The sequence below is a fragment of the Microbacterium sp. Leaf436 genome, assembly GCF_001424715.1.
Classification (GTDB): Bacteria; Actinomycetota; Actinomycetes; order Actinomycetales; family Microbacteriaceae; genus Microbacterium.
This window is the reverse complement of the sequence record NZ_LMRB01000002.1, coordinates 523,178-546,489: the sequence shown is the minus strand read 5'-3', so window position 1 is coordinate 546,489 and position 23,312 is coordinate 523,178. Positions and strand designations below refer to the sequence as shown.

Annotated in this window: 19 protein-coding genes; 10 read left to right on the top strand and 9 right to left on the bottom strand. The window is 73.5% G+C overall.

Translation table 11 applies throughout. From position 1 onward, the window contains the following. Window positions 1-2 precede the first annotated feature (2 nt). On the bottom strand, window positions 3-683 hold the full coding sequence (mtrA, locus tag ASG45_RS06805) for an MtrAB system response regulator MtrA (RefSeq protein WP_055834573.1): 681 nt from the start codon (window positions 681-683) through the stop codon (window positions 3-5). Window positions 684-844: 161 nt separating this feature from the next. Between mtrA and ASG45_RS16720 the strand changes: the two genes are divergently transcribed. The 8 genes from ASG45_RS16720 (at window position 845) to ASG45_RS06765 (ending at window position 11,217) form a co-directional block, all read left to right on the top strand. Further along, a complete protein-coding gene (locus ASG45_RS16720) occupies window positions 845-2,236 on the top strand; it encodes a glycerophosphoryl diester phosphodiesterase membrane domain-containing protein (protein ID WP_055834570.1) in 1,392 nt (463 codons plus the stop codon). After that, window positions 2,233-2,922, top strand: coding sequence for a DUF4129 domain-containing protein (locus tag ASG45_RS06795; RefSeq protein ID WP_156459394.1), 690 nt, complete (start codon window positions 2,233-2,235; stop codon window positions 2,920-2,922). Before ASG45_RS16720 ends, ASG45_RS06795 begins: the two co-directional genes overlap by 4 nt. After that, complete coding sequence (locus tag ASG45_RS06790; protein WP_055834564.1) at window positions 2,919-4,112, top strand: DUF4350 domain-containing protein; 1,194 nt, start codon at window positions 2,919-2,921, stop codon at window positions 4,110-4,112. Before ASG45_RS06795 ends, ASG45_RS06790 begins: the two co-directional genes overlap by 4 nt. Continuing rightward, window positions 4,109-5,119 (top strand): AAA family ATPase, encoded by a 1,011-nt coding sequence (locus tag ASG45_RS06785; protein ID WP_055834561.1) that lies wholly within the window; start codon window positions 4,109-4,111, stop codon window positions 5,117-5,119. Before ASG45_RS06790 ends, ASG45_RS06785 begins: the two co-directional genes overlap by 4 nt. Then, a complete protein-coding gene (locus tag ASG45_RS06780) occupies window positions 5,119-6,420 on the top strand; it encodes a DUF58 domain-containing protein (RefSeq protein ID WP_055834558.1) in 1,302 nt (433 codons plus the stop codon). Before ASG45_RS06785 ends, ASG45_RS06780 begins: the two co-directional genes overlap by 1 nt. Window positions 6,421-6,545: 125 nt before the next feature. Further along, window positions 6,546-7,568 carry a 3-oxoacyl-ACP synthase III gene (locus ASG45_RS06775; RefSeq protein ID WP_055834555.1) on the top strand — a complete coding sequence of 341 codons (1,023 nt, stop codon included), beginning with the start codon at window positions 6,546-6,548 and terminating at the stop codon, window positions 7,566-7,568. Next, entirely contained in the window at window positions 7,565-10,261 is a 2,697-nt protein-coding gene (locus ASG45_RS06770) for an alpha/beta fold hydrolase (RefSeq protein ID WP_055834552.1), read from the top strand. Before ASG45_RS06775 ends, ASG45_RS06770 begins: the two co-directional genes overlap by 4 nt. Continuing rightward, window positions 10,258-11,217, top strand: a complete 960-nt coding sequence (locus tag ASG45_RS06765) for an NAD-dependent epimerase/dehydratase family protein (protein WP_055835930.1) — start codon at window positions 10,258-10,260, stop codon at window positions 11,215-11,217. Before ASG45_RS06770 ends, ASG45_RS06765 begins: the two co-directional genes overlap by 4 nt. A 459-nt stretch (window positions 11,218-11,676) precedes the next feature. On the opposite strand, the gene katG is transcribed toward ASG45_RS06765, so the two are convergent. From katG to ASG45_RS06750, 3 genes are all read right to left on the bottom strand, one after another. Further along, entirely contained in the window at window positions 11,677-13,935 is a 2,259-nt protein-coding gene (katG, locus tag ASG45_RS06760) for a catalase/peroxidase HPI (RefSeq protein ID WP_156459393.1), read from the bottom strand. Further along, complete coding sequence (locus tag ASG45_RS06755; protein ID WP_055834549.1) at window positions 13,932-14,393, bottom strand: Fur family transcriptional regulator; 462 nt, start codon at window positions 14,391-14,393, stop codon at window positions 13,932-13,934. The genes katG and ASG45_RS06755 overlap by 4 nt, the downstream gene beginning before the upstream one ends. Window positions 14,394-14,466: 73 nt before the next feature. Then, window positions 14,467-15,462, bottom strand: a complete 996-nt coding sequence (locus tag ASG45_RS06750; protein ID WP_055834546.1) for a stage II sporulation protein M — start codon at window positions 15,460-15,462, stop codon at window positions 14,467-14,469. A gap of 16 nt (window positions 15,463-15,478) precedes the next feature. Between ASG45_RS06750 and ASG45_RS06745 the strand changes: the two genes are divergently transcribed. Next, on the top strand, window positions 15,479-16,309 hold the full coding sequence (locus tag ASG45_RS06745; RefSeq protein ID WP_055834543.1) for an RDD family protein: 831 nt from the start codon (window positions 15,479-15,481) through the stop codon (window positions 16,307-16,309). A 10-nt stretch (window positions 16,310-16,319) separates the two neighbouring features. Here the strand turns inward: ASG45_RS06745 and ASG45_RS06740 are convergent, their stop codons facing one another. Further along, a complete protein-coding gene (locus ASG45_RS06740; RefSeq protein ID WP_055834540.1) occupies window positions 16,320-16,526 on the bottom strand; it encodes a DUF3499 family protein in 207 nt (68 codons plus the stop codon). A gap of 301 nt (window positions 16,527-16,827) precedes the next feature. Between ASG45_RS06740 and ASG45_RS06735 the strand changes: the two genes are divergently transcribed. Beyond that, window positions 16,828-17,262, top strand: a complete 435-nt coding sequence (locus tag ASG45_RS06735; protein ID WP_191926293.1) for a hypothetical protein — start codon at window positions 16,828-16,830, stop codon at window positions 17,260-17,262. Between the two features lie 43 nt (window positions 17,263-17,305). On the opposite strand, the gene ASG45_RS06730 is transcribed toward ASG45_RS06735, so the two are convergent. The 4 genes from ASG45_RS06730 to manA form a co-directional block, all read right to left on the bottom strand. Next, complete coding sequence (locus ASG45_RS06730; protein ID WP_055834537.1) at window positions 17,306-18,697, bottom strand: DUF5719 family protein; 1,392 nt, start codon at window positions 18,695-18,697, stop codon at window positions 17,306-17,308. Beyond that, entirely contained in the window at window positions 18,694-21,537 is a 2,844-nt protein-coding gene (locus tag ASG45_RS06725) for a glycosyltransferase (protein WP_055834532.1), read from the bottom strand. The genes ASG45_RS06730 and ASG45_RS06725 overlap by 4 nt, the downstream gene beginning before the upstream one ends. A gap of 93 nt (window positions 21,538-21,630) precedes the next feature. Beyond that, a complete protein-coding gene (locus tag ASG45_RS06720; protein WP_055834531.1) occupies window positions 21,631-21,954 on the bottom strand; it encodes a WhiB family transcriptional regulator in 324 nt (107 codons plus the stop codon). Between the two features lie 146 nt (window positions 21,955-22,100). Continuing rightward, a complete protein-coding gene (manA, locus tag ASG45_RS06715) occupies window positions 22,101-23,261 on the bottom strand; it encodes a mannose-6-phosphate isomerase, class I (RefSeq protein ID WP_055834528.1) in 1,161 nt (386 codons plus the stop codon). Window positions 23,262-23,312: the final 51 nt, after the last annotated feature.

The window sequence follows — 23,312 nt, the reverse complement described above, 5'->3', positions numbered from 1 at the left end:
GCTCAGGCCACCGCGCCGGCGCGGTAGCCCACGCCGCGCACGGTGGTGACGATCCGCGGGTTGTCGGGGTCGGCCTCGATCTTGGCGCGCAGGCGCTGCACGTGCACGTTCACCAGACGGGTGTCGGCCTTGTAGTGGTAGCCCCACACCTGCTCGAGCAGCATCTCGCGCGAGAACACCTGCTGCGGCTTCTCGGCCAGGGCGACGAGCAGTTCGAACTCGAGCGGCGTCAGCGCGATCGGGCTGTCGCCACGGCGCACCTCGTGCGCGGCGACGTCGACGACGAGGTCGCCGATGCGCAGCGTCTCGTCGACGGGAGCCTGGGACGGCCGCAGACGCGTGCGGATGCGAGCCACCAGCTCCTTCGGGTTGAACGGCTTCATGATGTAGTCGTCGGCGCCCGACTCGAGGCCCTTCACCAGGTCGGCGGTGTCGGTGCGCGCGGTGAGCATGATGATCGGCACGCCGGACTCGGCGCGCACGCGCGTGCAGATCTCGATGCCGTCGACCCCCGGCAGCATGAGGTCGAGCAGGATGAGGTCGGGTCGCTCGGTGCGCCACGCGTCGACGGCCTGGGCGCCGTCGGCGCAGAAGACCGTGTCGAATCCTTCGGTGCGCAGCACGATGCCGATCATCTCGGCCAGCGCGGTGTCGTCGTCGACCACCAGGATCCGTGAAGTCATTCGGGGGTACGTCTTCCGTCTCGAACCCGTGCGGCACGGGCACAACGCCCGGGGTGAGGGCGCGTTCCTCCGAGAGTAGTCGACGAGGGTGAGATGAGGCCGAGCGTGTCGGGGGTGTGTGACACGATGAAGACACTGCCGTGCAACGAGGAGGCGTCACCGTGACCGCGTATCCGAACTGGACCCCGGCCTCTCGACCCGGCATAGTGCCGTTGCACCCGTACGGCTTCGGCACGATCCTCGGCCGCTCGTTCGTCGCCCTACGGCACAACCCGAAGGTGCTGCTCGGCTTCGCGCTCGTCGTGCAGGCCGTCGCCTACATCGTGCTGGCCGCCGCGGTGGGCGCCATCGCCGTCGCCAGCTTCTCGCGCCTCGACACCGTTGCCTACGGCGGTGACGACTGGGGCGCGATCTTCGCCGGATCCACCGTCATCACGGGCGCCGCCGCCCTGGTGCTGAGCCTGCTGGTCGGAGCGCTCAGCGTGGTGGTGCAGGGCGTCGTCGTCTCCGAGGTCGCTCACGCGGTCGTGGCCGAGAAGCCGACCCTGAAGGCCGTCTGGGCCGGCGTGCGCCCGGTGATCTGGCGACTCATCGGCTACAGCGCCCTGGTGGTGCTCGCCAGCCTGGTGGTCGTCGGCGTGCTCGCCGGCATCGTGACGCTGCTCGTGATCTCGGTGCTGTGGCTCGGCATCCTCGTCGGCGTGCTGTTCGTGCTCGGGCTCATCCCGCTGTACGCGTGGCTGACAACGAAGCTCTTCCTCGTACCCTCGGCGATCATCCTCGAAGGCGCCGGCATCCGCGCGGGGATCGCCCGCTCATGGCGACTCACCCGCCGGCGGTTCTGGTCGACGTTCGGCGTGATCGTGATCATCTCGTTCGGCTTCAGCGTGCTCGCCCAGCTCATCTCGGTGCCCTTCAGCCTCATCGCGGGGATCGTTCCGGGCATCCTCGCCCCCACCGGCACCGACGAGATCGGGGCCGTCGTGGGAATGGTCGTGGTGCAGGTGATCGGCCAGTTCGGCATCCTGCTCGTGCAGTGCATCGCGCTGGTCGTGCAGTCGACCTCGGCCGCGCTGGTCTACGTCGACGCCCGCATGCGGGTCGAGGGACTCGACCACGATCTGCACACCTACGTCGAGGCACGCGATGCCGGGGCCACCGACCTCGCCGATCCGTACCTCGTCGGCGTCGGTCGCGTCGTCGAGCGGCCCGCCCCCGTGCCCGTCGGCACGGCACCGCCGTACGCCGGCTACGGCGCACCGGCTGGATACGGCGCACCGGCTGGATACGGCGCACCGGCCGGCTACGGCGCTCAGGCCGGCTACGGCGCCCCCACCGGATACGGCGCCCCGGCGCCGTACGGTGCTCCCCCGGTCCCCGCTCCCGCCTGGGACGCACCCGCGGCGGGGTCGGTCACCCCCGCCGATCGGTCCGCCGACGACGCGGTCTCGGGTCCGGCGACTCCCCCGCCGGCCGCCCCGCCGAGCCCCGACGTGGCCCCGCCCGCGGCGCCCACCTCGTGGGCTGCGCCCGGGTCGCCGACCGATCGATGACGGCCGCCGCTCTCGCGACCGCCGCCGCCGCGGTGTTCCCGCTCCTCCCCGACCCCGGCCAGGCGCGGGAGTGGGCGGAGCGCGAGCTCGAAGACCCCTCGTACCAGGCGTCCGAGCCGACCTTCATCGACCGTGTAGCGCAGGCCGTCGCCTCGTTCATCGGCGACCTGCTGCGGCCGTCGGGCAACGCCGACTGGGGGCCCTCGGCCCTCATCGTGCTGGCCGTGCTCTTGTCCGTCGGCATCATCGTCGCCCTGCTCATCTGGGGGCGCCCGCGCCGTCTCGTGCGCGCGCAGCCGGCGGCGCGCGCGCTCTTCGACGACGACGACGGGCGATCGGCCGACGAACTGCGACGCGAGGCCGATGAAGCCGCCGCCCGCGGGGCATGGGACGCCGCGATCGTGCTGCGCTTCCGCGCCGTCGCGCGCGGTCTGTCGGAGCGCGGCCTCGTGGACCCGCCGCCGGGGGCGACGGCGCGCGCCTTCGGCCGTGCCGCGGGGGTCGCCCTGCCCGCACTCGCCGCCGCGATGGACACCGCTGCCGCGAGCTTCGACGACGTGCGCTATCTGCGCCGCCCCGGAACCGCCGACGGGTATCGCGCGATCGCCGATCTCGACGAGGCCGCCGTCCGAGCCCGCGCCGTCACCGACAGCGCCGTCACCGACCGCGCGGCGGCCTCTTCATGAGCGCCCCCTCGGGTGTCGCGAGCCCCGCATCGGCCTCGCGCTCCGCACACCCCCGCCGACGCGCCGCCCTGGGGTGGATCGCGCTGGTGGTGGCCCTGCTGCTCGTCGCGCTCGTCGGCGGCTCCCTCGTGTACGGCGGCTACCAGCAGCGCGCGGTGCTCGACCCCGAGTCGGCCGGCCCCGACGGCACCCGGGCGGTGGTCCGGATCCTCGAGCAGCAGGGCGTCCGCGTCACCGTCGCCCGCGACCGTCAGGCCGCCGAACGCGCGCTCGGCGGAGGCGACGCCACGCTCGTGCTGCGCGACGCCCCGATGCTCTCCGACGACGCACTGAGCAACCTCGCGGAACGGGCACGGCACACCGTGCTCGTCGAACCGCGCTCGCGGGCGCTCGGCGTGCTCCTGAACGGCTCCTCGCTGGGCGGTTTCACCGACGACGCGACGACGGGTCCGGCGTGCGACGTGCCCGCGGCCCGGGGCGCCGGAGACGCCCGCGTGGGCGAACTGCTCGTACCCGGCGACGGCGTGCAGGGCTGCTACCCCGTCGGCGACGAATACGCCCTCCTGACCGACGAGCGGGGCGGACGCACGGTGACCGCCCTCGACGGTCTGTCGGTGCTCACCAACTCCACCCTCACGGCCGACGGCAACGCCGCGCTGGCGATCGGTGTCCTCGGACAGACCGACGCTCTCGTCTGGTACGTGCCCTCCCCCTCCGACGCCGACCAGGGCACCACCGCCCCCACCCTCGCCGACCTGACACCCCCCTGGGTGACACCGGCGATCCTGCTGCTGCTCGCCTCCGCGCTCACCGCCGCCGTCTGGCGGGGCCGTCGGTTCGGCCCGCTCGTCACCGAGCGCCTCCCCGTCACGGTGCGGGCGAACGAGACCACCGAGGGCCGCGCGCGGCTGTACGCCGCCTCGGCCGACGCGGGGCACGCGCTCGACGAGCTGCGGCGCGCGAGCCGCGCCCGGCTCGGTCGGCTGCTGGGCCTCGCGGCGCGCACCTCCCCCGTCGACACCTCCGATGCCGTCGCCGAACGACTGGGCGCCGACCGCGGCCTGGTCCGCGGCATCCTCGTCGACGACTCACCCCGTACCGACCGTGACCTCGTCGCGGCCGCCGACCGACTCCGCGATCTCGAGGCGAGCGTGCGCGCCGCCGTCCGAACCGAAGGGACCACCCGATGACCGACAGCCCCGAGAACTCCGCAGCTCCCCACACCACGACCGCGAGCGCCGACGACCACGCGGCCCTCCGCGAGGCCATGCACCAGGTGCGCCTCGAAGTCGGCAAGGCCGTCGTCGGCCAGGACGGCACCGTGACAGGGCTGCTGATCGCCCTGCTCTCGCGGGGACACGTGCTGCTCGAGGGCGTTCCGGGCGTCGCCAAGACGCTGCTGGTGCGCTCCTTCAGCCGCGCGCTCGGTCTCGACACCCGCCGCGTGCAGTTCACCCCCGATCTCATGCCCGGAGATGTGACGGGTTCGCTGGTCTACGACGCGCGGGCCGGGGAGTTCGAGTTCCGCGCAGGTCCGGTGTTCACGCACGTGCTGCTCGCCGACGAGATCAACCGCACGCCCCCCAAGACGCAGGCGGCGCTGCTCGAGGCCATGGAAGAACGTCAGGTGTCGTCCGATGGGGTGAGCCGTGCGCTTCCCGACCCGTTCCTCGTCGCCGCCACGCAGAACCCCATCGAGCACGAGGGCACCTACACCCTGCCCGAGGCCCAGCTCGACCGCTTCCTGCTGAAGCTCGTCGTCGACCTGCCGGGCCGCGACGCCGAGGTCGACGTGCTCCGCCGGCACGCAGGAGGATTCGACCCTCGGCACCTCGACGAGGCCGGGGTGACGCCGGCGGTCACCGCGTCGCAGATCCTGGCGGCACAGCGCGCCGCGGCATCCGTGGCCGTCGACGACGACCTGCTCGGCTACGTGGTCGATCTCGCGCGCGCCACGCGTCAGAGCCCGTCGGTGCTGCTGGGCGTGAGCCCGCGCGCCAGCACGGGACTGCTCGCCGCCGCGAAGGCGTGGGCCTGGCTCGGCGGTTACCCGGCGATCACGCCCGACCACGTGCAGACCATGCTCGTGCCCGTCTGGCGTCACCGCATCCGCCTGCGGCCCGAGGCCGAGATCGAGGGCGTCTCGGTCGACGCGATCCTCACGTCGGTCCTGCAGCAGACGCGCGTCCCCATCTGATGTTCGTTTCCGGCCGTCTCGCCCTGCTCGTCGCCCTCGGCGTCGGGCCCCTCGTGCTGCTCAGCACCGCGGGGGCTCCGGCGTGGGCGGTCGCGGGCGGATGGGTGGCTCTGTGCGTCGTGCTCGCGGCCATCGACATCGCCCTCGCCGCCGACCCGCGCCGGGTCGAGATCACTCGCACGCTGCCGGAGCGGGCCCTGCGCGACGAGCCGGTGACCGGCGAACTGCGGGTGCGCAACCTCGGCACCCGCCTTCTGCGCGCTGTCGTGCGCGACGCGTGGCAGCCGACGGCCGGGGCGCCCGACGAGCGGCAGCGTTTCACCGTGCCGCCCGGCGAGCGACGGGGAGCTGCGCTGTCGTTGCTCCCGCGGCGCCGGGGCGAGTTGCGCAGCGCCTTCGTCACCGTGCGCGCCGCGGGTCCCCTGGGGCTCGCCGGCCGACAGGCGGTGGTCGACGCCCCCGGGCGTCTGCGCGTCCTGCCCCCGTTCACCTCCCGGCGACACCTCCCCTCGCGACTCGCCCGCCTGCGCGAGCTCGACGGCAACACCTCGCTGCAGGTGCGCGGGCAGGGCACCGAGTTCGACAGCCTGCGCGAGTACGTGCGGGGCGACGACGTGCGCTCGATCGACTGGCGGGCGACGGCGCGCGCCGGAACGACCATGCTGCGCACCTGGCGTCCCGAGCGCGATCGGCACGTCGTCATCGTCATCGACACCGGACGAACAGCCGCCGCCCGCGTGGGTGACGGCGTGCGGCTGGATGCCGCGATGGAGGCCGCTCTGCTGCTGTCGGTGCTCGCGACGCGCGCCGGTGACCACGTGCACCTCCTCATGTTCGACCGCGTGACCCGCGCGCGCGTCACCCGCACCGATGGCGCGCAGCTGCTGCCCGCGCTGGTCGAGGCGATGGCGCCCGTCGACCCGCAACTCATCGACACCGACTGGGACGCCGCCTTCGCGCAGGTGCGGGGCCTCTCGGTGCGCCCCGCGCTGGTCGTGCTGCTGACGGCCGCCGACGACCCCGAAGCCGCACGCGCGTTCCTCGCGTCGCTCCCGGCGGTCGCGGCGCGATCGCGGCTGCTGGTGGCGACGGCGACCGACGGCCCGGGCGACGCCCCGGCCCACCGCGACGCCGCCGACGTGTACGCCGCCGCCGCGATCGAGCGCGCGCGGCATGACGCCGACCGGGTGCGGGCGGCCGTGGTCCGCGCCGGGGGCGACGCCGTCTCGGCGTCGGCCGACGATCTGCCGCCGCTCGTCGCCGACCGCTACCTCGCGCTGAAGGCGGCCGGGCGCCTGTAGCACACCCAGCCCCCATGCACCCGGGGACATACGACGCGGCTTATCCTGGGGGGTACCCTTCGAGCCGTCGGCGCGTCCCCTCCGCGCCCGGCTGCGCCGTCTACGCACAGGATGCGGGAGAACTCTTGCCAGGAAACGCCACGACACGCTTCGACGATGTGGCCCTCGTATCGGTGGCGAGCGTTCTGCCCGGCCGGGTCACGACGTCGGACGACATCGAGGATCGGCTCGCTCCCGCGCTGCACCGGCTGAAGCTGAAGCCCGGCCTGCTCCGTCGTGTGGCCGGCGTCAACGAGCGTCGCAACTGGGCCGCGGGCGAGTCGTCCGATGAGGCGACCATCGCCGCGGGCAAGCAGGCACTGGCCGAGGCGGGCGTGGATCCGAGCGAGATCGGCCTGATCATCAACACCTCGGTCACGCGCAAGCATCTGGAGCCCTCGGTCGCCGTCCGCCTGCATCACGGCCTCGGTCTGCCCAGCTCCGCCATCAACTTCGACGTGGCCAACGCATGCCTCGGCTTCATCAACGGTATGAGCCTCGCCGCGGGCATGATCCAGTCCGGCCAGGTGCGCTACGCGCTCATCGTCAACGGCGAAGACGCCGACGAGATCCAGGTCAACACGATCAACCGGCTCGTGCGCGAAGACCTCGATCGCGACGCGTTCATGCAGGAGTTCGCGTCGCTGACCCTCGGCTCCGGCGCGGCCGCCGCCGTGCTCGGACGCGCGAGCGACCATCCCGAGGGTCACCGCCTGGTCGGCGGCGTCACCCGCGCCGCGACCGAGTTCTACGACCTCTGCGTCGGCAGCGTCGACGGCATGTTCACCGACGCCAAGGCCCTGCTCAAGGGCGGACTCGACCTCGTCGTCTCGGCGTGGAAAGAAGCCAAGGGCGAGTTCTCGTGGGCGGGTATGGACCGGTACATCACGCACCAGGTCTCGTCCGTGCACACCTCCGCGATCGTCCGCGCCGCCAAGCTCGACCGCACCCGTGTGCCCGTCACGTACCCCCACCTGGGCAACGTCGGTCCGGCATCCATTCCCATCACCCTCGCCGACGAGCAGCACACGCTCCGCCGGGGTGATCGCGTCCTGCTGATGGGGGTGGGCTCCGGGCTGAACACCGGCATGCTGGAGCTGGCCTGGTGAGGGTCACCGCCCCCGCCGCCACGCTTCCTCCGGCGGGACTGCCCGGGCTCGATCCGTCGCTCTCTCGACTGGTCGATGTGCCCGGCGCCGCCGCCGACGCGGGGCGCACGCGCACCTGGCACGTGCTCGACACCGGTCCCGCCCTCGCGGAACACGGCATCGAGCCGCACGGCACCATCGTGGCCGTGCACGGCAACCCGACGTGGTCGTACCTCTGGCGCGCCCTGGTGAACGCCTCGCTCCGCCGCGCCGAGACCGGGGCGACCCCGTGGCGCGTCGTCGCCGTCGACCAGCTCGAGATGGGTTTCTCGGAGCGCACGACGCTCCGCCGCACGCTCGCGCAGCGCATCGCCGACCTCGACGCCCTCGTGACGGCGCTCGACCTCGCCGGTCCGGTCGTCACCATCGGCCACGACTGGGGCGGACCCGTCTCGCTCGGCTGGGCCGTCGAGCACCGCGATCGCCTCGCGGCCGTCATCGCGCTGAACACCGCCGTGCATCACCCCGACGGTGCCCCCCTGCCCTTCGCCCTGCGGGTGGCGACGGCGCGCGGAATGCTCGCCGCGGGCACCACCGGCACCACGGCGTTCCTCGACACCACCCTCGCGCTGGCCGATCTCGACCCGGCCGTGCGGGCGGCGTTCCGTTCCCCGTACGCCACCGTGGCCCGTCGCCGCGGCATCGGCGGGTTCGTGGCCGACATCCCGGCCACCGCGACCGACGAGAGCACCCCCGCGCTTCGTCGCATGTCGACGGGCCTCCGCGACCTCGACGTCCCCGCGCTCTTCCTGCGCGGACCGAAGGACCCCGTGTTCGGCGAAGGGCACCTCGACGACCTCACCGAGCGGATGCCGCACGCCGACGTGCACCGTTTCGAAGGCGCCGGGCACCTCATCGCCGAGGAGCGCCCCTACGCCGACGTCGTGCTCGACTGGCTCGACGAGAAGGTCGTCGCTCTCCCCGGCGCGACCCCCGCCGACGCCGCCCCCGCCGAGACCCGCGCGGGCCGCGCGAAGGCGGCACGCGCGCAAGCGGATCTCGACGGTGCGGGCGACACCGCCCCCGCCGGTCGCCTGTGGGACGCCCTCGTCGCCCGCCGAGACGACGACGACACCGCCGTGATCGACATGAGCACCGCGCGCGACGGCGCGCCGCTGCGCGTGAGCTGGCGGCAGCTGTCGACCCGCGTCGACGAGCTCGCCGCCGGTCTCGACGCCTTCGGCGTGCGCGCGGGCGACCGCGTCTCGCTCCTGGTGCCACCCGGACCCACCCTGACCGCGGCGTTGTATGCCTGCCTGCGCATCGGCGCCGTCGTGGTCGTGGCTGACCGGGGTCTCGGCATCCGGGGTCTGTCGCGTGCCGTGCGCGGCGCCGTGCCCGACGTCGTCATCGGCGAGGTCGCCGGTCTCGCCGCCGCCCGCGCGCTCGGATGGCCGGGACGCCGGGTGTCGGCCGCCTCTCTCCCGTCGGTGACCTCGCGCGCTCTCGGCGTCGAGGCGAGCCTGTCGGACCTCGCGCGCGCCGGCCGCGGGCGCGCGCTGCCCGCCGCCCCCGACGCCGATGCCCTTGCGGCGATCCTGTTCACCTCGGGGTCCACGGGACCGGCGAAGGGCGTCGTGTACACGCACGCGCAACTCACCGCCCTGCGCGACACCCTGGCCGCGCACTTCGGCGTCACGGCCGACACCGGTCTGGTGACGGGCTTCGCGCCGTTCGCGCTGCTGGGGCCGGCGCTCGGAACGCGTTCGGCCACCCCCGACATGGATGTCTCGGCGCCGCGCACCCTCACCGCCACGGCGGTGGCCGCAGCCGTCCGCGCCTCCGACGCCCGCATCGTGTTCCTCTCGCCCGCCGCGGTACACAACGTCGTCGCCACCTCGGATGCCCTCGACGCCGACGACCGCGCCGCCCTCGCCCGCGTCGACACCTTCCTCTCGACGGGTGCCCCCGTGGGCATCGATCTGCTGCGCCGTGCGCAGGAGCTCATGCCCCGGGCGACCGCGCATACCCCGTACGGCATGACCGAGTGCCTGCTCGTCGCCGATGTGACCCTGCCCGAGATCGAGCGCGCGGCAGTGACCGACGACCGCGGCGTATGCGTCGGTCGTCCCCTCGGCACGGGCCAGGTGCGCATCTCGGCGATCGGCCCCGACGGCCGCGCCACCGGAGAGCCCTCGACCGACGCCGGAGTGACGGGCGAGGTCGTCATCTCGGCCCCGCACCTCAAGCGCGGATACTTCCGCCTCTACCTCACCGACCGCGAGGCCCGCCGCGGGGTCGCCGACCGCTGGCACCGCACGGGCGACGTGGGTCACCTCGACGCCGACGGACGCCTGTGGATCGAGGGGCGACTCCCCCACGTCATCACGACCGCCGAGGGTCCCGTCACCCCGGTCGGCATCGAGCAGGATGCCGAGACCGTGCCCGCCGTCGAACGCGCGGCCGCGGTCGGGGTCGGCCCCGTCGGTCGGCAGGTCGTCGTCGCGGTGGTCGAGGCCGGCGCGCGGCGCCCGGGGCTGGCGACGCCCGAACTGACCGAGGCCGTCCGCGCCTCGACGGCGCAATCGCTGGCCGCCGTGCTGGTGGTGCCGGCGCTGCCCACCGACATCCGCCACAACTCCAAGATCGACCGCTCGCGCCTCGCCGCGTGGGCCGAGCGTCTGCTCGCCGGCGCGAAGTCGACGGCGCCGTGAGGGTCCTCGCCACCGGCGCGTCCGGCTTCCTCGGCGGCGCGGTCGTGCGTGCCCTGCACGACGCCGGTCATCAGGTGCGCACGCTCCAGCGCCGCCCCTCGCGCGTCGACGGCGCCGAGGATCGCCTCGGTTCCGTGACGGATCCGGATGCCGTGGCATCCGCCCTCGAGGGTGTCGACGGCGTGGTGCATCTGGCCGCGAAGGTGTCGCTGGCGGGAGACCCCGCGCAGTTCCGGGCCGTCAACGTCGAGGGCACGCGGACGCTCCTCGACGCCGCGTCGGCCGCCGGCGTCCGGCGCATCGTGCACGTGTCGTCGCCGTCGGTCGCGCACGCCGGTCACGCCCTGGCCGGGGTCGGGGCCGAGCCCGCCGACCCCGACGCCGCGCACGGCGAGTACGCCCGCACGAAGGCCGAGGCCGAGCTGATCGCCCTCTCGCGCGCGGGCGGCGATACCGCCCTGGTCGCGATCCGCCCGCACCTCGTGTGGGGGCCGGGCGACACCCAGCTGATCGCCCGCGTGGTCGACCGCGCCCGCCGGGGTCGACTCCCGCTGCTCAACGGGGGAACCGCGCTCATCGATTCCACGTACGTCGACAATGCGGCATCCGGGATCGTCGCGGCGTTGGACCGCGTCAACGAGGTGAGCGGTCGCGCGTACGTGCTGACCAACGGCGAGCCGCGTCCGGTCGGCGACCTGCTCGCCGGGATCTGCCGCGCCTCGGGCGTCGAACCGCCGAGGTTCAGCGTGCCGGCGGGGCTGGCTCGCGCGGCCGGCGCCCTCGTCGAGCGCGTCTGGGCCGTGCGCCCGGGCGAGGACGAACCGCCCATGACGCGCTTCCTCGCCGAGCAACTGTCGACCGCGCACTGGTTCGACCAGACCGAGATCCGCCGCGACCTGCGCTGGACGCCCGCGGTCTCTCTCGACGAGGGTCTGCGCCGCCTGTCGCTCGCCTGAGCCCGGCCGCATCCTCCCCTGCGCACGCGCCGCCCCCGCGAGGCGGTCGCCCGCACCCTGCATGTCCCACTTCGTGCAGTGCCCGTGCCCCAAACCTGCACAAAGTGGGACATCCCCCAGGCAGACACCGCCGCCACCTCGCGCATGTCCCACTTCGTGCAGCAACAGAGCCGCAAACCTGCACGAAGTGGGACATCCCCCGGCAGACACCGCCTCACGCGCCGCCTCTGCACGGCAGTCGCCCGCACCCTGCATGTCCCACTTCGTGCAGCAACCGGGCCGCAAACCCGCACGAAGTGGGACATCCCCCCGGCGGGGGGACGAAGGCAGCAACAGCTTGCCGCTGAGCCGCCGCAGCGCCGCGCGCACGACGGAAGGCCCGCCCCCGCGAGGGGACGGGCCTTCCGGATGCCGCGGGTACCGAGCCGCAGCGCGCCCCGCCGCAGCGGGGACGGGTGGTCAGACCAGGTCGAAGCGGTCGAGCTCGGTGACCTTCTGCCAGGCGGCGACGAAGTCGCGCACGAACTTCTGCTTCGCGTCGTCCGAGGCGTAGACCTCGGCGAGCGCGCGCAGCTCGGAGTTCGACGAGAACACCAGGTCGACGCGGGTGCCGATCCCGACCGTCTCGCCCGAGCCGTCCTTCGTGCCCTGGAACGCGTGCTTGCCGCTGTCGAGCGGCTTCCACGTCGTGCCGAGGTCGAGCAGGTTCGCGAACACGTCGTTCGTCAGCGCACCGGGGGTGTCGGTGAAGACGCCCCAGTCGGAGCCGTCCCAGTTCGCGCCGATGGCCCGGAGGCCTCCGACCAGCACGGTCATCTCGGGCGCGGTGAGCGTCAGCAGGTTGGCCTTGTCGAGCAGCAGGAACTCCGCGGGCAGCCGCGCGTCGCGCGAGGCGTAGTTGCGGAAGCCGTCGGCGACCGGCTCGAGCCAGCGGAACGACTCGATCTCGGTCTGCTCCTGCGTCGCGTCGGTGCGGCCCGGGGTGAAGGGCACCTCGACCTCGACACCGCCCGCGCGAGCGGCCTGCTCGACACCGGCGTTACCGGCGAGCACGAGCAGGTCGGCGATCGAGACCTTCTTGCCGTCCGCCGCCTGCGCGTCGAAGTCGGCCTTGAGGTTCTCGAGCACCGAGAGCACGGCTGCCAGCTGCTCGGGGTTGTTGACCGTCCAGCTCTTCTGCGGCTCGAGGCGGATGCGCGCGCCGTTCACGCCACCGCGCTTGTCACTGCCGCGGAAGGTGGAGGCGGCGGCCCAGGTCGTGGTGACGAGCTGCTGTACCGAGAGTCCGCTGTCGAGGATCCGCTGCTTCAGCGCCGCCGCGTCGGCGGCGTCGATGAGCGCGTGGTCGACGGCGGGCACGGGGTCCTGCCAGACGAGCACCTCGGCGGGGACCTCGGAGCCGAGGTAACGCTCGCGCGGGCCCATGTCGCGGTGGGTCAGTTTGAACCAGGCGCGGGCGAAGGCGTCCTGGAAGGCGGCCGGGTCCTCGGCGAAGCGGCGCGAGATCTTCTCGTACGCCGGGTCGACGCGCAGCGCCAGGTCGCTCGTGAGCATGCGCGGCTCGCGGCGTCCGTCGGAGTGCGCCTCGGGCACCATGTCGGCGCCGCCACCGTTCTTCGGACGCCACTGGTGGGCGCCCGCCGGGCTCTGGAAGAGCTCCCACTCGTAGGCGAAGAGGATGTGGAAGAACTCGTTGTCCCACCGGGTCGGGTGGTAGGTCCAGGTGACTTCGAGACCACTGGTGATGGTGTCGTCGCCCTTGCCCGTGCCGTGGCTGTTCTTCCAGCCGAGACCCTGGTCGTTGATGTCGGCGGCCTCGGGGTTCACGCCGACGTGCGAGTCGCTCGCGGCACCGTGCGTCTTGCCGAAGGTGTGACCACCGGCGATGAGGGCGACGGTCTCTTCGTCGTTCATGGCCATGCGGCCGAACGTCTCGCGGATGTCGTGGGCCGACAGCTGCGGGTCGGGGTTGCCGTTGGGGCCCTCGGGGTTGACGTAGATGAGGCCCATCTGGACGGCCGCGAGCGGGCGCTCCAGCTCGCGGTTGCCCGTGTAGCGCTCGTCGCCGAGCCACGTGGTCTCGGGGCCCCAGTACACGTCGTCGTCGGGCTCCCACACGTCGGTGCGGCCGCCGGCGAAGCCGAAGGTCGGGAACCCCATGTCCTCGAGCGCGACGTTGCCGGCGAGGATCATGAGGTCGGCCCACGAGATCGACTGGCCGTACTTCTTCTTGATGGGCCAGAGCAGGCGGCGAGCCTTGTCGAGGTTGACGTTGTCGGGCCAGCTGTTGAGCGGCGCGAAGCGCTGCATGCCCGCGCCCGAACCGCCGCGACCGTCGGTCACGCGGTAGGTGCCGGCGCTGTGCCACGCCATGCGGATCATGAGGGGGCCGTAGTGCCCGAAGTCGGCCGGCCACCAGTCCTGCGAGGTCGTCATGACCTGCTGGATGTCGCTCTTGACGGCGGCGAGGTCGAGCGCCTCGAACGCGGCGCGATAGTCGAAGTCCGTGCCGAGCGGGTCGCGCAGCGCGTTGTTCTTCGCGAGGATCTTCACGTTCAGCGACTCGGGCCACCACACGCGGTTGGCGGAACCCTGGGTCGGGTGGGGCAGGGCGCCGGCGGGCTCGCTGTCGGCGGGGGCTTCGCCCACGGGCAGTCGGTTGTCGTCGGGGGCGGCTCCATCGTGGAAGACGGGGCACCCGTTCAGAGCGTCGCTCATCGGGATCCTCTCGGTTTTTCGGCTTCGGACTTCGCTCGACAATCGGAGCACACGCCCCAGAACGTCACCTCGGCGGTTTCGATGAGAAAGCCGCTCTGCTCCGGCATGTGCAGACAGGGGGCCGCGCCGACGACGCAGTCCACGTCGTCGATGCGTCCGCACCCGGTGCACACCACGTGGTGGTGGTTGTCGCCCACGCGCAGTTCGAAGGTGCCGGCGTGGCCGGCGGGTTCGATGCGGCGGGCGAGTCCCGCGTCGGCGAAGTCACCGAGCGCGTTGTACACGGACTGTTTGCTGGTTCCGGGGAGGGTGCCCCGGATCCCGTCGAACACCGCGTCGGCGGTGGCGTGCGGCCGGGCGCGGAGCGCCTCGAGCACGGCGACGCGTGTCGCCGTCACCCGCAGACCCGCGCCGCGGATGAGGGCATCCGCGGTGGCGTCCGGCTGACTGTCGAGCATGCCTCCACCCTAGCTATTTTTGAGTGAATCAAAAATGACACGCCGGGGAACGGTCGGGAACGACCGGATGCCGTCAGCCGGCGGTGAGGGTCGGGGTCCCCGCCTCGTACTCGGTGAGATCGCCCGTCTCGCCCGCGGCCGCAGCCCTCCGGCCCACCCACAGCATGTAGAACAGGAACACGCCCAGCGCGAGCGCGCCTATGGCGATCTTGATGGGCCACGGCCAGTCGCGGGGCGTGACGAAGCCCTCGACGAGACCCGACAGCGCCAGGGCGAACACGAGCCCCACCGCCACCGTGGCCAGCGATCGTCCGGCCGCCGCCAGAGCCGCGGCGCGCGTGCGTCGGCCGGGGGCGACCCAGGCCCAGAAGATCTGCAGACCCGCCGCTCCCGCGACGAAGATCGCGGTGAGCTCCAACAGGCCGTGCGGGAGGATGAACTGGAAGAACACGTCGGCGCGGTCGAAGGCGATCATGATCGCGGCCGACTGCCCCACGCCCACGGCGTTCTGCATGATCACCATCGCCGGCCAGAACCCGGTCACCCCGAACAGCACGCACTGCGCCGCGATCCACGCGTTGTTGGTCCAGACCGTCCCGGCGAAGATCGCGTTGGGATTCTCGCGGTAGTAGTCGACGAAGCGCTCGTCGGCGTAGTTCTGCAGCTCGCTCTGCGAGCCGAGCGCGGCCACCGCGGCGGGGTCGTTCGAGATCCAGAGGGCGACGAGGGTGGCGACGGCGACGAAGAACACCGTCACCGCCAGCGTCATCCACCGCACCCGGTACAGCGCCGCGGGCAGCTGCTGCAGGAAGAAGCGCGGGAACTGCTTCAGCACGTTCTCCCGCACGCCCGTCAGCCGCAGACGCGTGCGGGCGAGCAGCAGCGAGACGTAGTCGCCCTGCGGCGTGCGTCCGGCCGAGGTCTTGATGTCGGCCAGGTCGGCCGATGCCGCGCGGTAGCGCGTGACGAGTTCGTCGACCTCGGGGCCGCTCAACCGGCGCCGACGGCCGAGATCGTCGAGGCGGGACCACTCGTCTCGTCGGGCGGCCGTGAGGGCGTCGAGGTCCATGTGGTCAACTGTACGCATGGCATCGTCGTCGACCCCCGGACCTTCGGTCGCACTCGTGCACACGGGTGCGGACGAGACCCTCACCGGCGAGGCCGTCGCCCTCGACGTCCAACCCCTCGGGTTCTTCCTGCGGGCGGTCGGCTGCCTCATCGACATGGTGGTGGGATTCGCGCTCCTGCTCGGTGGCGGCCTGCTGATCGCGACCATGGTCGTGGGAGCGACGCTGCCCGAGAGCGCGGTCGGGATCGCCGTGGTCACCCTGCTCGTCGTCGTCATGGTCGCGCTGCCCACGACGGTGGAGACCCTGTCGCGCGGACGCAGCCTCGGCCGCCTCGTGGTCGGTGGGCGCATCGTCCGCACCGACGGCGGCGCGGCGGGGTTCCGTCAGGCGTTCATCCGCTCCCTCGTCGGCGTGCTCGAACTGTGGTTCACCCTCGGGGCGATCGCGGCGGTGGTGGGGATGTTCACGCCCCGCTCCCAGCGCCTGGGCGATCTGCTCGCGGGCACCTCGAGCGAGCGCACCCGCACGCGTCCCCTGCCGCCGCCGGCCCCCGGCATCCCTCCGGGACTCGAATCGTGGGCCGCGATCGCCGACGTCTCGCGCCTGCCCGACCGACTGGCGGCGCGCATGTCGACCTTCGTGCGCGGGGCCGACGCGCTCGACCCGGCCTCGCGCGCGCGGGTCGCCGCCGCGCTGGCCGAGGCGGTCCGCCCGTTCGTGTCGCCCCTGCCCCCGACCGACCCCGAGACGCTCGTGCGGGCCGTGTCGACGGTGCGGCGCGACCGGGAGTACCGGGCGCTGCTGCTCGAGAATCAGCGCGCCGCCGCCCTCACCGAGCGGGTCTGACGCGGCGGGCTCAGGCGCGCAGCGTCTCGTGCCGCACGACGACCCACCCCTGCGGAACCGACAGGCGATCGGCGTGGATCGCGCACAGGTCGTGCGCGTGGGGGTCTCCGACGGGACCGAGGGGGCCGAGGGCCGCCATCTGGTCGCCGTAGTCGTAGGTGAGGGTGCTCATCGCCTCGCGGGCGCACGCCACCTTCGAACAGAGTCTGTCGCGCATCGCGGGTCAGCCTACTCAGCCGGCGCCTGGCGACCGCCGCGCCGCGCCGTCGCCCCCGGATGCCGCGCCCGACAGCGGCGGCACAGCCGCACTATCGCGCCCTCTGCGCCGGGCCCGCATCGCCCCCACACGCATAAACGCTCATCCCGCGTATAAACGCGACGGCAGCGTGTTCATGCGCAGGATCCGCGTTTATGCGTCGACTTCATGCGTCGAAACGAACGGTGGCGGTGCCCGCGGATCATGCAGACGGTACCGACCGAGCTGCCGACGTCGCGCACCGCAACCATAGGATGAACGCATGGTGCGTCGACGATCCCGCGAAGCCCGGCCGGTCGTCCGTCCGTCGCGGCACGGCCGCCACGGGCGCGAGAACCGCAGTCCCGTCGTGCGTCCGCCGCTGCCGCCGGTCGACACGCGCGTCGAGCGCTTCGACGTCGCCGTGGGGGCCGCCGCGGAGTTCCTGCGCTCGGCCTGGACCGAGCTGCGCGACGTGTCGTTCGAGATCGGCATCATGCCGCCGGCCGCGACCGATGGCATCCCCCGGTGGACGGTGCTGCGCGAAGAGAAACGCATCATCCTCTACCGCGTGCCCATCGAGCGCCTCGGGCATCCGCATCACGACGACGACCTGCACCGCCGCATGGTGATCGAGGGCGCCGTCTTCCGCGCCGCGGCCGAGTTCCTCGACCGCGACCCGTGGGACCTCGGCCCCGAGCGCTTCCGCTTCTTCTGATCGACGCGCGCACGCCGCACGGGCGCGACGTCGCGGCGACGCGTCAGGGCAGGATCGTCAGCGCCGAAGCGGCGGCATCCGCCGGCCACAGCGGGTACGACGCGAGCGCGCCCGCTCCCGAGTAGGTCACCGCGGCATGCACCGCGGCGCTCGTCTCGAGACGATAGGCACCCGCCGCCGCGGGGACCGCGACGCTCGTTCCCGCGGCGACCGTCGCCACGATCGGCGCTCCCCCGTCGGTCGGGGCGAGGGTCACCGTGACGTCTTGGGCTTCGGCGGTCAGCACGACCACGGCGCCCACGCCGGGAGCCACGGCGATGGTGCTCGCCGAGATGAAGCGCGGTGCCGGGGAGTACCAGGCGAAGTCGGCGCCCTCGCCGAATCCCGTGGTCGACCACGTCGCGCCCACGACCGGAGCCGAGGCGTCGACCTCGACGGTGTACGCGCCGGCGGCCAGACCCGACAGGTCGAGCGAGGTGGGTTTGCCGACGCTCAGCGGAACCTGACTCGGAGCGGGGGCGGCGACCGCGGCGTCCAGCGGCGACAGGGTCACCGTGGCGGTGGCGTCGGCGCCGGGCGACAGCAGACGCAGCACCGTGCCGGCCTGCCCCTGACCGGTGGTGAGCACCTCGACGCCAGGGATCACCAGCCGCGTGTCGGCCTGCGCGATCGGCGCGACCTGGTCGCTCCCGCCGGGCAGCAGCACGCGGGTGAGGGCGGACTGCAGCGACGCGTGCACCGGAGCGCCCGAGGCGACCACGCGCACGACCGGGCTCTCCTCGCCCAGCAGGAGCCCCGCCAGGGGCACCACGCGGCGACCGGCGGGGGGCACGACGAGGTTACGCCCGCCGGGAGGCGTCGACACGCCCTGCGCTCCGTAGACCGACAGCTGCACCGTCGCGGGAACCTCGCCGGGGTTGGCGAGCACGACCAGGTCGTTCGCGCCGGTGGTCGTCGCGCCTCCGACCAACCACGACTCCGCGAGGGGGGCGCGGCACGCGGATGCCGCGAACCCGGTCAGATCGTCCGAGACGGCGGTCGCCGACCCCGCGGCGGCCAGAGGGGTCTGCGTCTCGTCGAGCGGTGCCGCGCGGAGGGCCTCGGCGTCGCCGGAGGCGTCGGCCGTGGCACCGGTGAGCGTGGTGACCGCCGCGGCACTGTCGGCGGGTCCGCTGACGACCTGCTGGGCGGCGGCGGCGCTGAGGTTTCCGGCGGCGTCGGCGCTGCGCCCCAGGGCGAGCAGGGGGCCGTCGCACGCGAGCACGGTGTCGGAGGGAGCGGGCGTCGCCTCCACACGCACGGGAGTGGCCGTGTACTCGGGCCAGGGGGCGGCGATGCCGACCACGGTTCCCACCACCGCCGCCGTGGCGACGGCGGCGCCGGCCACGACGCGGGCGCTGGTGGCCGCCACGCGGGCCAAGCGACGGTTGCTCATCGGGATCCTCCCGGTGTCGGGCCGACGATGCGCGGCGTGCGGCGCGCGACGCGGCGCGACGCGGCGGTGGGAACGGCGAGCAGCAGGGCGACCAGCAGCACGCCGATCGATCCGAACGTCACCAGCCGTTGCAGGGCGACCTGGTGGGCGTCCATCTCGGCGCGCGGCTGCAGCGGGGCGTTGACGCGCCACAGGTCGCCCCGGGAGGTCGCCCCGACCGGGTCGAGCAGGTCGCGCTGATCGAGCGAGGTGGCCGCCCCCAGGCGCGCCCCGCGGATGACGTCGTCCTCCCCCGCGGGGGCGGATTCCAGCAGCACGAAACCGATGCCGCGTGCGGCCAGGCGCGAGACGACGTCGTCGGCCGAGGGCGATACGAGATCCGCCGCGAGGGCGGCGAGCTCGACGTCGCCCGGACCGGGGGTCGTGCGCGTGGACTGCACGGTGCTCTGTCCCGACAGCGTGGCGCTTCCGCCCCAGACGACGTCGACCCGCAGCCCGTCGGCGCGCGGGTCGAGCACGATGGTCCCGACGTCGGTGGATCCGCGCCCCTCGGCGGCGACGAAGGCCGGCAGGGTCGAGACGGGACCGTTGGTGACGACCGAGCGCCCGGAGTCGCCGTTACCCGTCTGCGCCGTCAGGGCGGGCGCGACGGCGACGAGCAGGGCGGCGAGCACCACGAGGGCGCCGATCGGGCGCAGCGCCGAGACGCGCGGCACGATGCCGGCGTCGAGCGCGACGACCGCCGCACCGACCACCCCCACCCACGCCAGGCTCAGGCCGGCACCGGGCCAGAGCGGCACTGCGACGGCGTGATCGAACGAGACGGCCACGCCGACGGCGGCGAAGGCGGTGGCCAGCCCGGCGGCGGTGACGACGATGAGAGCGGAGCCGGTGACCCACCGCGGGGTGAGCACCGACAGCACGGCGAGGACCGCCAAGGGGGCCACGAGAAGACCCACCCACCAGACGGGACCGCCGGTGAGCGACGCCCACCCGCCGGGGTCGGAGGTGGGGAAGCCGACGGCCAGGAGCGCCCGCCCGAGGGGATCGGACGGGACCTCGGCGCCGGCGTAGGGCACGCCGGGGTCGGCGAGCAGGCCCCAGACATTGCCCGTGCGCACCTGCGTCCACACCAGCGGCGCGAACACGACGATCGAGGGCACAAGCAGCCAGACCACGCGCGCCACGCCGCGACCGGCGACGAGGGCCACGACGACCAGGGCCGCCGACCAGAGCACGACCACGGCCGGAGCGAGCGAGGGGGCGCACGCGAGCACGCCCACCAGCAGAACGGATGCCGCCCCGGCGGGCGCCCACGAACGGTGGGCGACGCTCGCGGCGTAGAACAGCCACGGCAGCAGCAGGTGCAGCAGCACCCCGGCCGGGCGACCCTCGACGAGCGAGGCGAGGAACGTCGGGGCGAGCGCCCAGGCGAGGGCGGCCGTGATGCGCAGCAGCGACGACTCGGTCACGCGCGTCGCGGCGAACCACGCGCCGAGTACGGCGAGCGGCAGGGCCAGCACCCACAGCACCACGAAGGCCCGCGAGGGGTCGCCGGGCGACAGGGTGCCGATCAGCGCGACGAGGGCCGAGAACGGATCGGCGGGGCCCACGGCATCCAGGCCCAGGGGGCGCGCTCCCCACGCGGCGTCCTGCCAGAGCTGGGCGATGTTGGCCCGCAGCGGCACCAGGGCACCCCCACCGAGCACGGGCCAGGCGAGGAGGGGGGCGAACAGCGCCGCTGACACCGCGAGGGCGCCGAGGACCGTCCACGCGCCCCCGCCGACGAAGAAGCGCAGCTCCGAGCGCACGGGGGCGTCGGGGTCGGCCCCGTCGCCCTCCCACCGCAGGCGCATCTCTGCCCGGGAGACCCGCAGGGGGGCGATGCGCGACCACCCCACCGTGCGGACGGCGCGGATTCGGCGGCGAGCGCGGGCGACCGCGGCCACCCGGGCCATGACCAGCAGGGTCGCGCCCCACTCGGGAAGGACCCGGTAGGGCATCTTCGTCACGAGGTGCAGCACGGTGCGCCAGAGCGCCAACGGAAGGAACGACAACCAGTGCAGGGGCACGGCGGGCGCCGGCGCGTAGGCGAGACGACGGTGCAACTGCGCGGTGCGCGTGGCGAAGGCGCGTCGTCGGGCCCGTCGACGGCCGCGGGCCATCGCCGCGACACCGTCACCGGCGACCGCGACGCGGGCCGCGGGCACGACCGAGACGAGGGTGCCGGCGAGGCGGGCGCGCACGCCCAGGTCGAGCCCCTCGTCGGCGCCGCCCAGGGCGGGATCCAGGCCCCCGAGCGAGGTCCACGCGTCGCGTCGGACGAGCACGCCGCGCACGTCGGTGCCGAGCACGTCGGCGTCGCCGTCGTGCTGGCCCTGGTCGAGTTCGCCCGCGGCGAGCTCGACGGTGCTGCCGTAGTGGTTCATGCTGACGCCGAGCGAGAGGATCATGTCGCGCTCGTCCCACGCCACGAGCTTGGGGGCGGCGACCACGAGCGAGGGCGACAGCTCGAGGGCACCGGCTAGTCGCACGAGGGCGTCGGGGTCGGGCGCGGTGTCCTGCGCGAGCAGCCACACCGCGTCACCGGTGAGGCGTGGGGTCGCGAGTGCGGTCGCGGCGGCGAAGGAGGTTCCCGCGGGGGCGGTGATCACGCCCTCGGCGCCCGAGGTGGCGGCGAGCTGGGTCAGTGCCGGATCGGCGCCGCACAGCACGATGGTGAGGGCGTCGACGGGACGCGTTTGCGCGGCGAGCGCGGCGAGCGTCCGCTGCAGATGGTTCGCGGCGGGAGTGCGTCCTTCGGGGCGGACGACGAGGATGGCGTGTACACGAGCGGGCATGACGCGGATCAGCCTAAGCGCGGTCCTGCGCGATGACGCACGCCGCGCCGTCGGCGACGGGATCGCTCGGTTGCGGGTGAAGCGGGCCGGAGATCAGGCGCGGCGCTTGAGTTTGCGGCGCTCGCGCTCGCTGAGACCGCCCCAGATGCCGAAGCGCTCGTCGTTCTGCAGCGCGTATTCGAGGCACTCGGACTTCACGTCGCACGAGGTGCAGATGCGCTTGGCGTCTCGCGTCGAGCCGCCCTTCTCGGGGAAGAACGCCTCGGGGTCGGTCTGCGAGCACAGCGCGTCGGTCTGCCACGAGAGGGTGTTCTCTTCGGTGGAGTCGACGTCGCGACGGACTCCGGGAACACCGAGATCGACCGGATCGACGAACCAGTTGTCCGGCACACCGGACCGGTACTGCGATGTCGCCATATCGTCCTCCGCCTGGTTCGAACCCCGTGACGCGCGGTGCCGCGCATAAGTAATTACACCCGTGTCATTCGATTTGGTCAAGTCGCGGATCGTAAACCCTCAAGGCCGAGATGAACCTTCACGACGCGCCACGGCGTGTCGGGTCGTCAGGCTCCGGGCATCGCGACGAAGACCTCGCCGCCGCCGTCGGTCGAGACCGGCGACTCGTCGGGCGTGATGAGCGCCGCCTGACCCGCCTTCAGGGTCACCGTGCCGCCGGCGGCGCCGGTGAGCACCGTCTCACCCGAGACACCCAGGGCGATCGCCACCCCGCGCAGCTCCAGCGCCGCCGCGGCGCCGGGCACGAGGTGTCCGAGGGCGAAGTCCGCGATCCCCGGGGCGAACACCTCGACACCGTCCGCGACGGTCGGGGACAGGAACGGCGGCTCGGCGGGACGGAAGTCGACGAGCGAGAGCAGCTCCGCGACGTCGATGTGCTTGGGGGTCAGCCCTCCGCGCAGCACGTTGTCGCTGGCGGCCATGATCTCCACGCCGAGACCCGCGACGTACGCGTGCAGCACGCCGGCGGGCACGAAGATCGCCTCGCCGCGGCGCAGTTCGACGAGGTTCATCAGCAGCGCCACCACGATGCCCGGGTCGGCCGGGTACGCCGAGTGGAGCGAGCCCGCCAACGCCAGCTCCGCGGCGAACTCGTCGGAGTGCGCCGAGGCCGCGGCGTCGACGATCTCGGCGATCTCCGCCGCATCGGCGTCTCCCAGCAGCCAGCCGATCGTCGAGCGCAGGGCCGCGCTCGCGTCGTCGGCGGCCAGGCGCTCGCGCAGCGCCGTGACCGCGGGCGCGTCGCCGAGGGCGGCGACCAGGGCCCGGGTGCGCGCGATGTCGCGCAGGCCCGCCAGGGCGGTGAACGTGTCGCTGAGGGCGACGATGACCTCGGGCTTGTGGTTGTCGTCCTTGTAGTTGCGCGACCCCGCGTCGCGGGGAACACCGGCGGCCTCTTCGCGGGCGAAGCCCTCGACGGCCTGATCCTTCGAGGGGTGCACCTGGATCGACAGGGGCGCGCCGGCGGCGAGCAGCTTGAGCAGGTACGGGAGTTTCGCCGGGACACCGTGCGCCGCGGCCTCGGCCGGGAGCCAGGCGTCGAGCGTGCGGTCGGAGCCGTCGTGCACCTCGGCGGGCGAGCCGGGGTGGTCGCCGAACCACACCTCGGCCTCGGGGGCGCCGGTGGGCTCGCGGCCCTCGAGGTCGGCGATGAGCGTCGGGCTGCCCCAGGCGTAGTCGCGGGGCGTGTTCGAGATCGCAACAAGCACGGGCGTCAGCCTAGTGGCAGCACCCCGCGCCCCCGGATGCCGACCGGTACC

Coding starts and splice junctions, on each gene's coding strand:
- ASG45_RS06725 (WP_055834532.1), bottom strand. CDS start 21,537: ATGCCCGCTCGTGTACACGCCATCCTCGTCGTCCGCCCCGAAGGACGC.
- ASG45_RS06750 (WP_055834546.1), bottom strand. CDS start 15,462: ATGGACCTCGACGCCCTCACGGCCGCCCGACGAGACGAGTGGTCCCGC.
- ASG45_RS06740 (WP_055834540.1), bottom strand. CDS start 16,526: ATGCGCGACAGACTCTGTTCGAAGGTGGCGTGCGCCCGCGAGGCGATG.
- ASG45_RS06755 (WP_055834549.1), bottom strand. CDS start 14,393: ATGCTCGACAGTCAGCCGGACGCCACCGCGGATGCCCTCATCCGCGGC.
- ASG45_RS06795 (WP_156459394.1), top strand. CDS start 2,233: ATGACGGCCGCCGCTCTCGCGACCGCCGCCGCCGCGGTGTTCCCGCTC.
- ASG45_RS06745 (WP_055834543.1), top strand. CDS start 15,479: ATGGCATCGTCGTCGACCCCCGGACCTTCGGTCGCACTCGTGCACACG.
- katG (WP_156459393.1), bottom strand. CDS start 13,935: ATGAGCGACGCTCTGAACGGGTGCCCCGTCTTCCACGATGGAGCCGCC.
- ASG45_RS06790 (WP_055834564.1), top strand. CDS start 2,919: ATGAGCGCCCCCTCGGGTGTCGCGAGCCCCGCATCGGCCTCGCGCTCC.
- ASG45_RS06735 (WP_191926293.1), top strand. CDS start 16,828: ATGGTGCGTCGACGATCCCGCGAAGCCCGGCCGGTCGTCCGTCCGTCG.
- ASG45_RS06785 (WP_055834561.1), top strand. CDS start 4,109: ATGACCGACAGCCCCGAGAACTCCGCAGCTCCCCACACCACGACCGCG.
- mtrA (WP_055834573.1), bottom strand. CDS start 683: ATGACTTCACGGATCCTGGTGGTCGACGACGACACCGCGCTGGCCGAG.
- ASG45_RS06720 (WP_055834531.1), bottom strand. CDS start 21,954: ATGGCGACATCGCAGTACCGGTCCGGTGTGCCGGACAACTGGTTCGTC.
- ASG45_RS06780 (WP_055834558.1), top strand. CDS start 5,119: ATGTTCGTTTCCGGCCGTCTCGCCCTGCTCGTCGCCCTCGGCGTCGGG.
- ASG45_RS06730 (WP_055834537.1), bottom strand. CDS start 18,697: ATGAGCAACCGTCGCTTGGCCCGCGTGGCGGCCACCAGCGCCCGCGTC.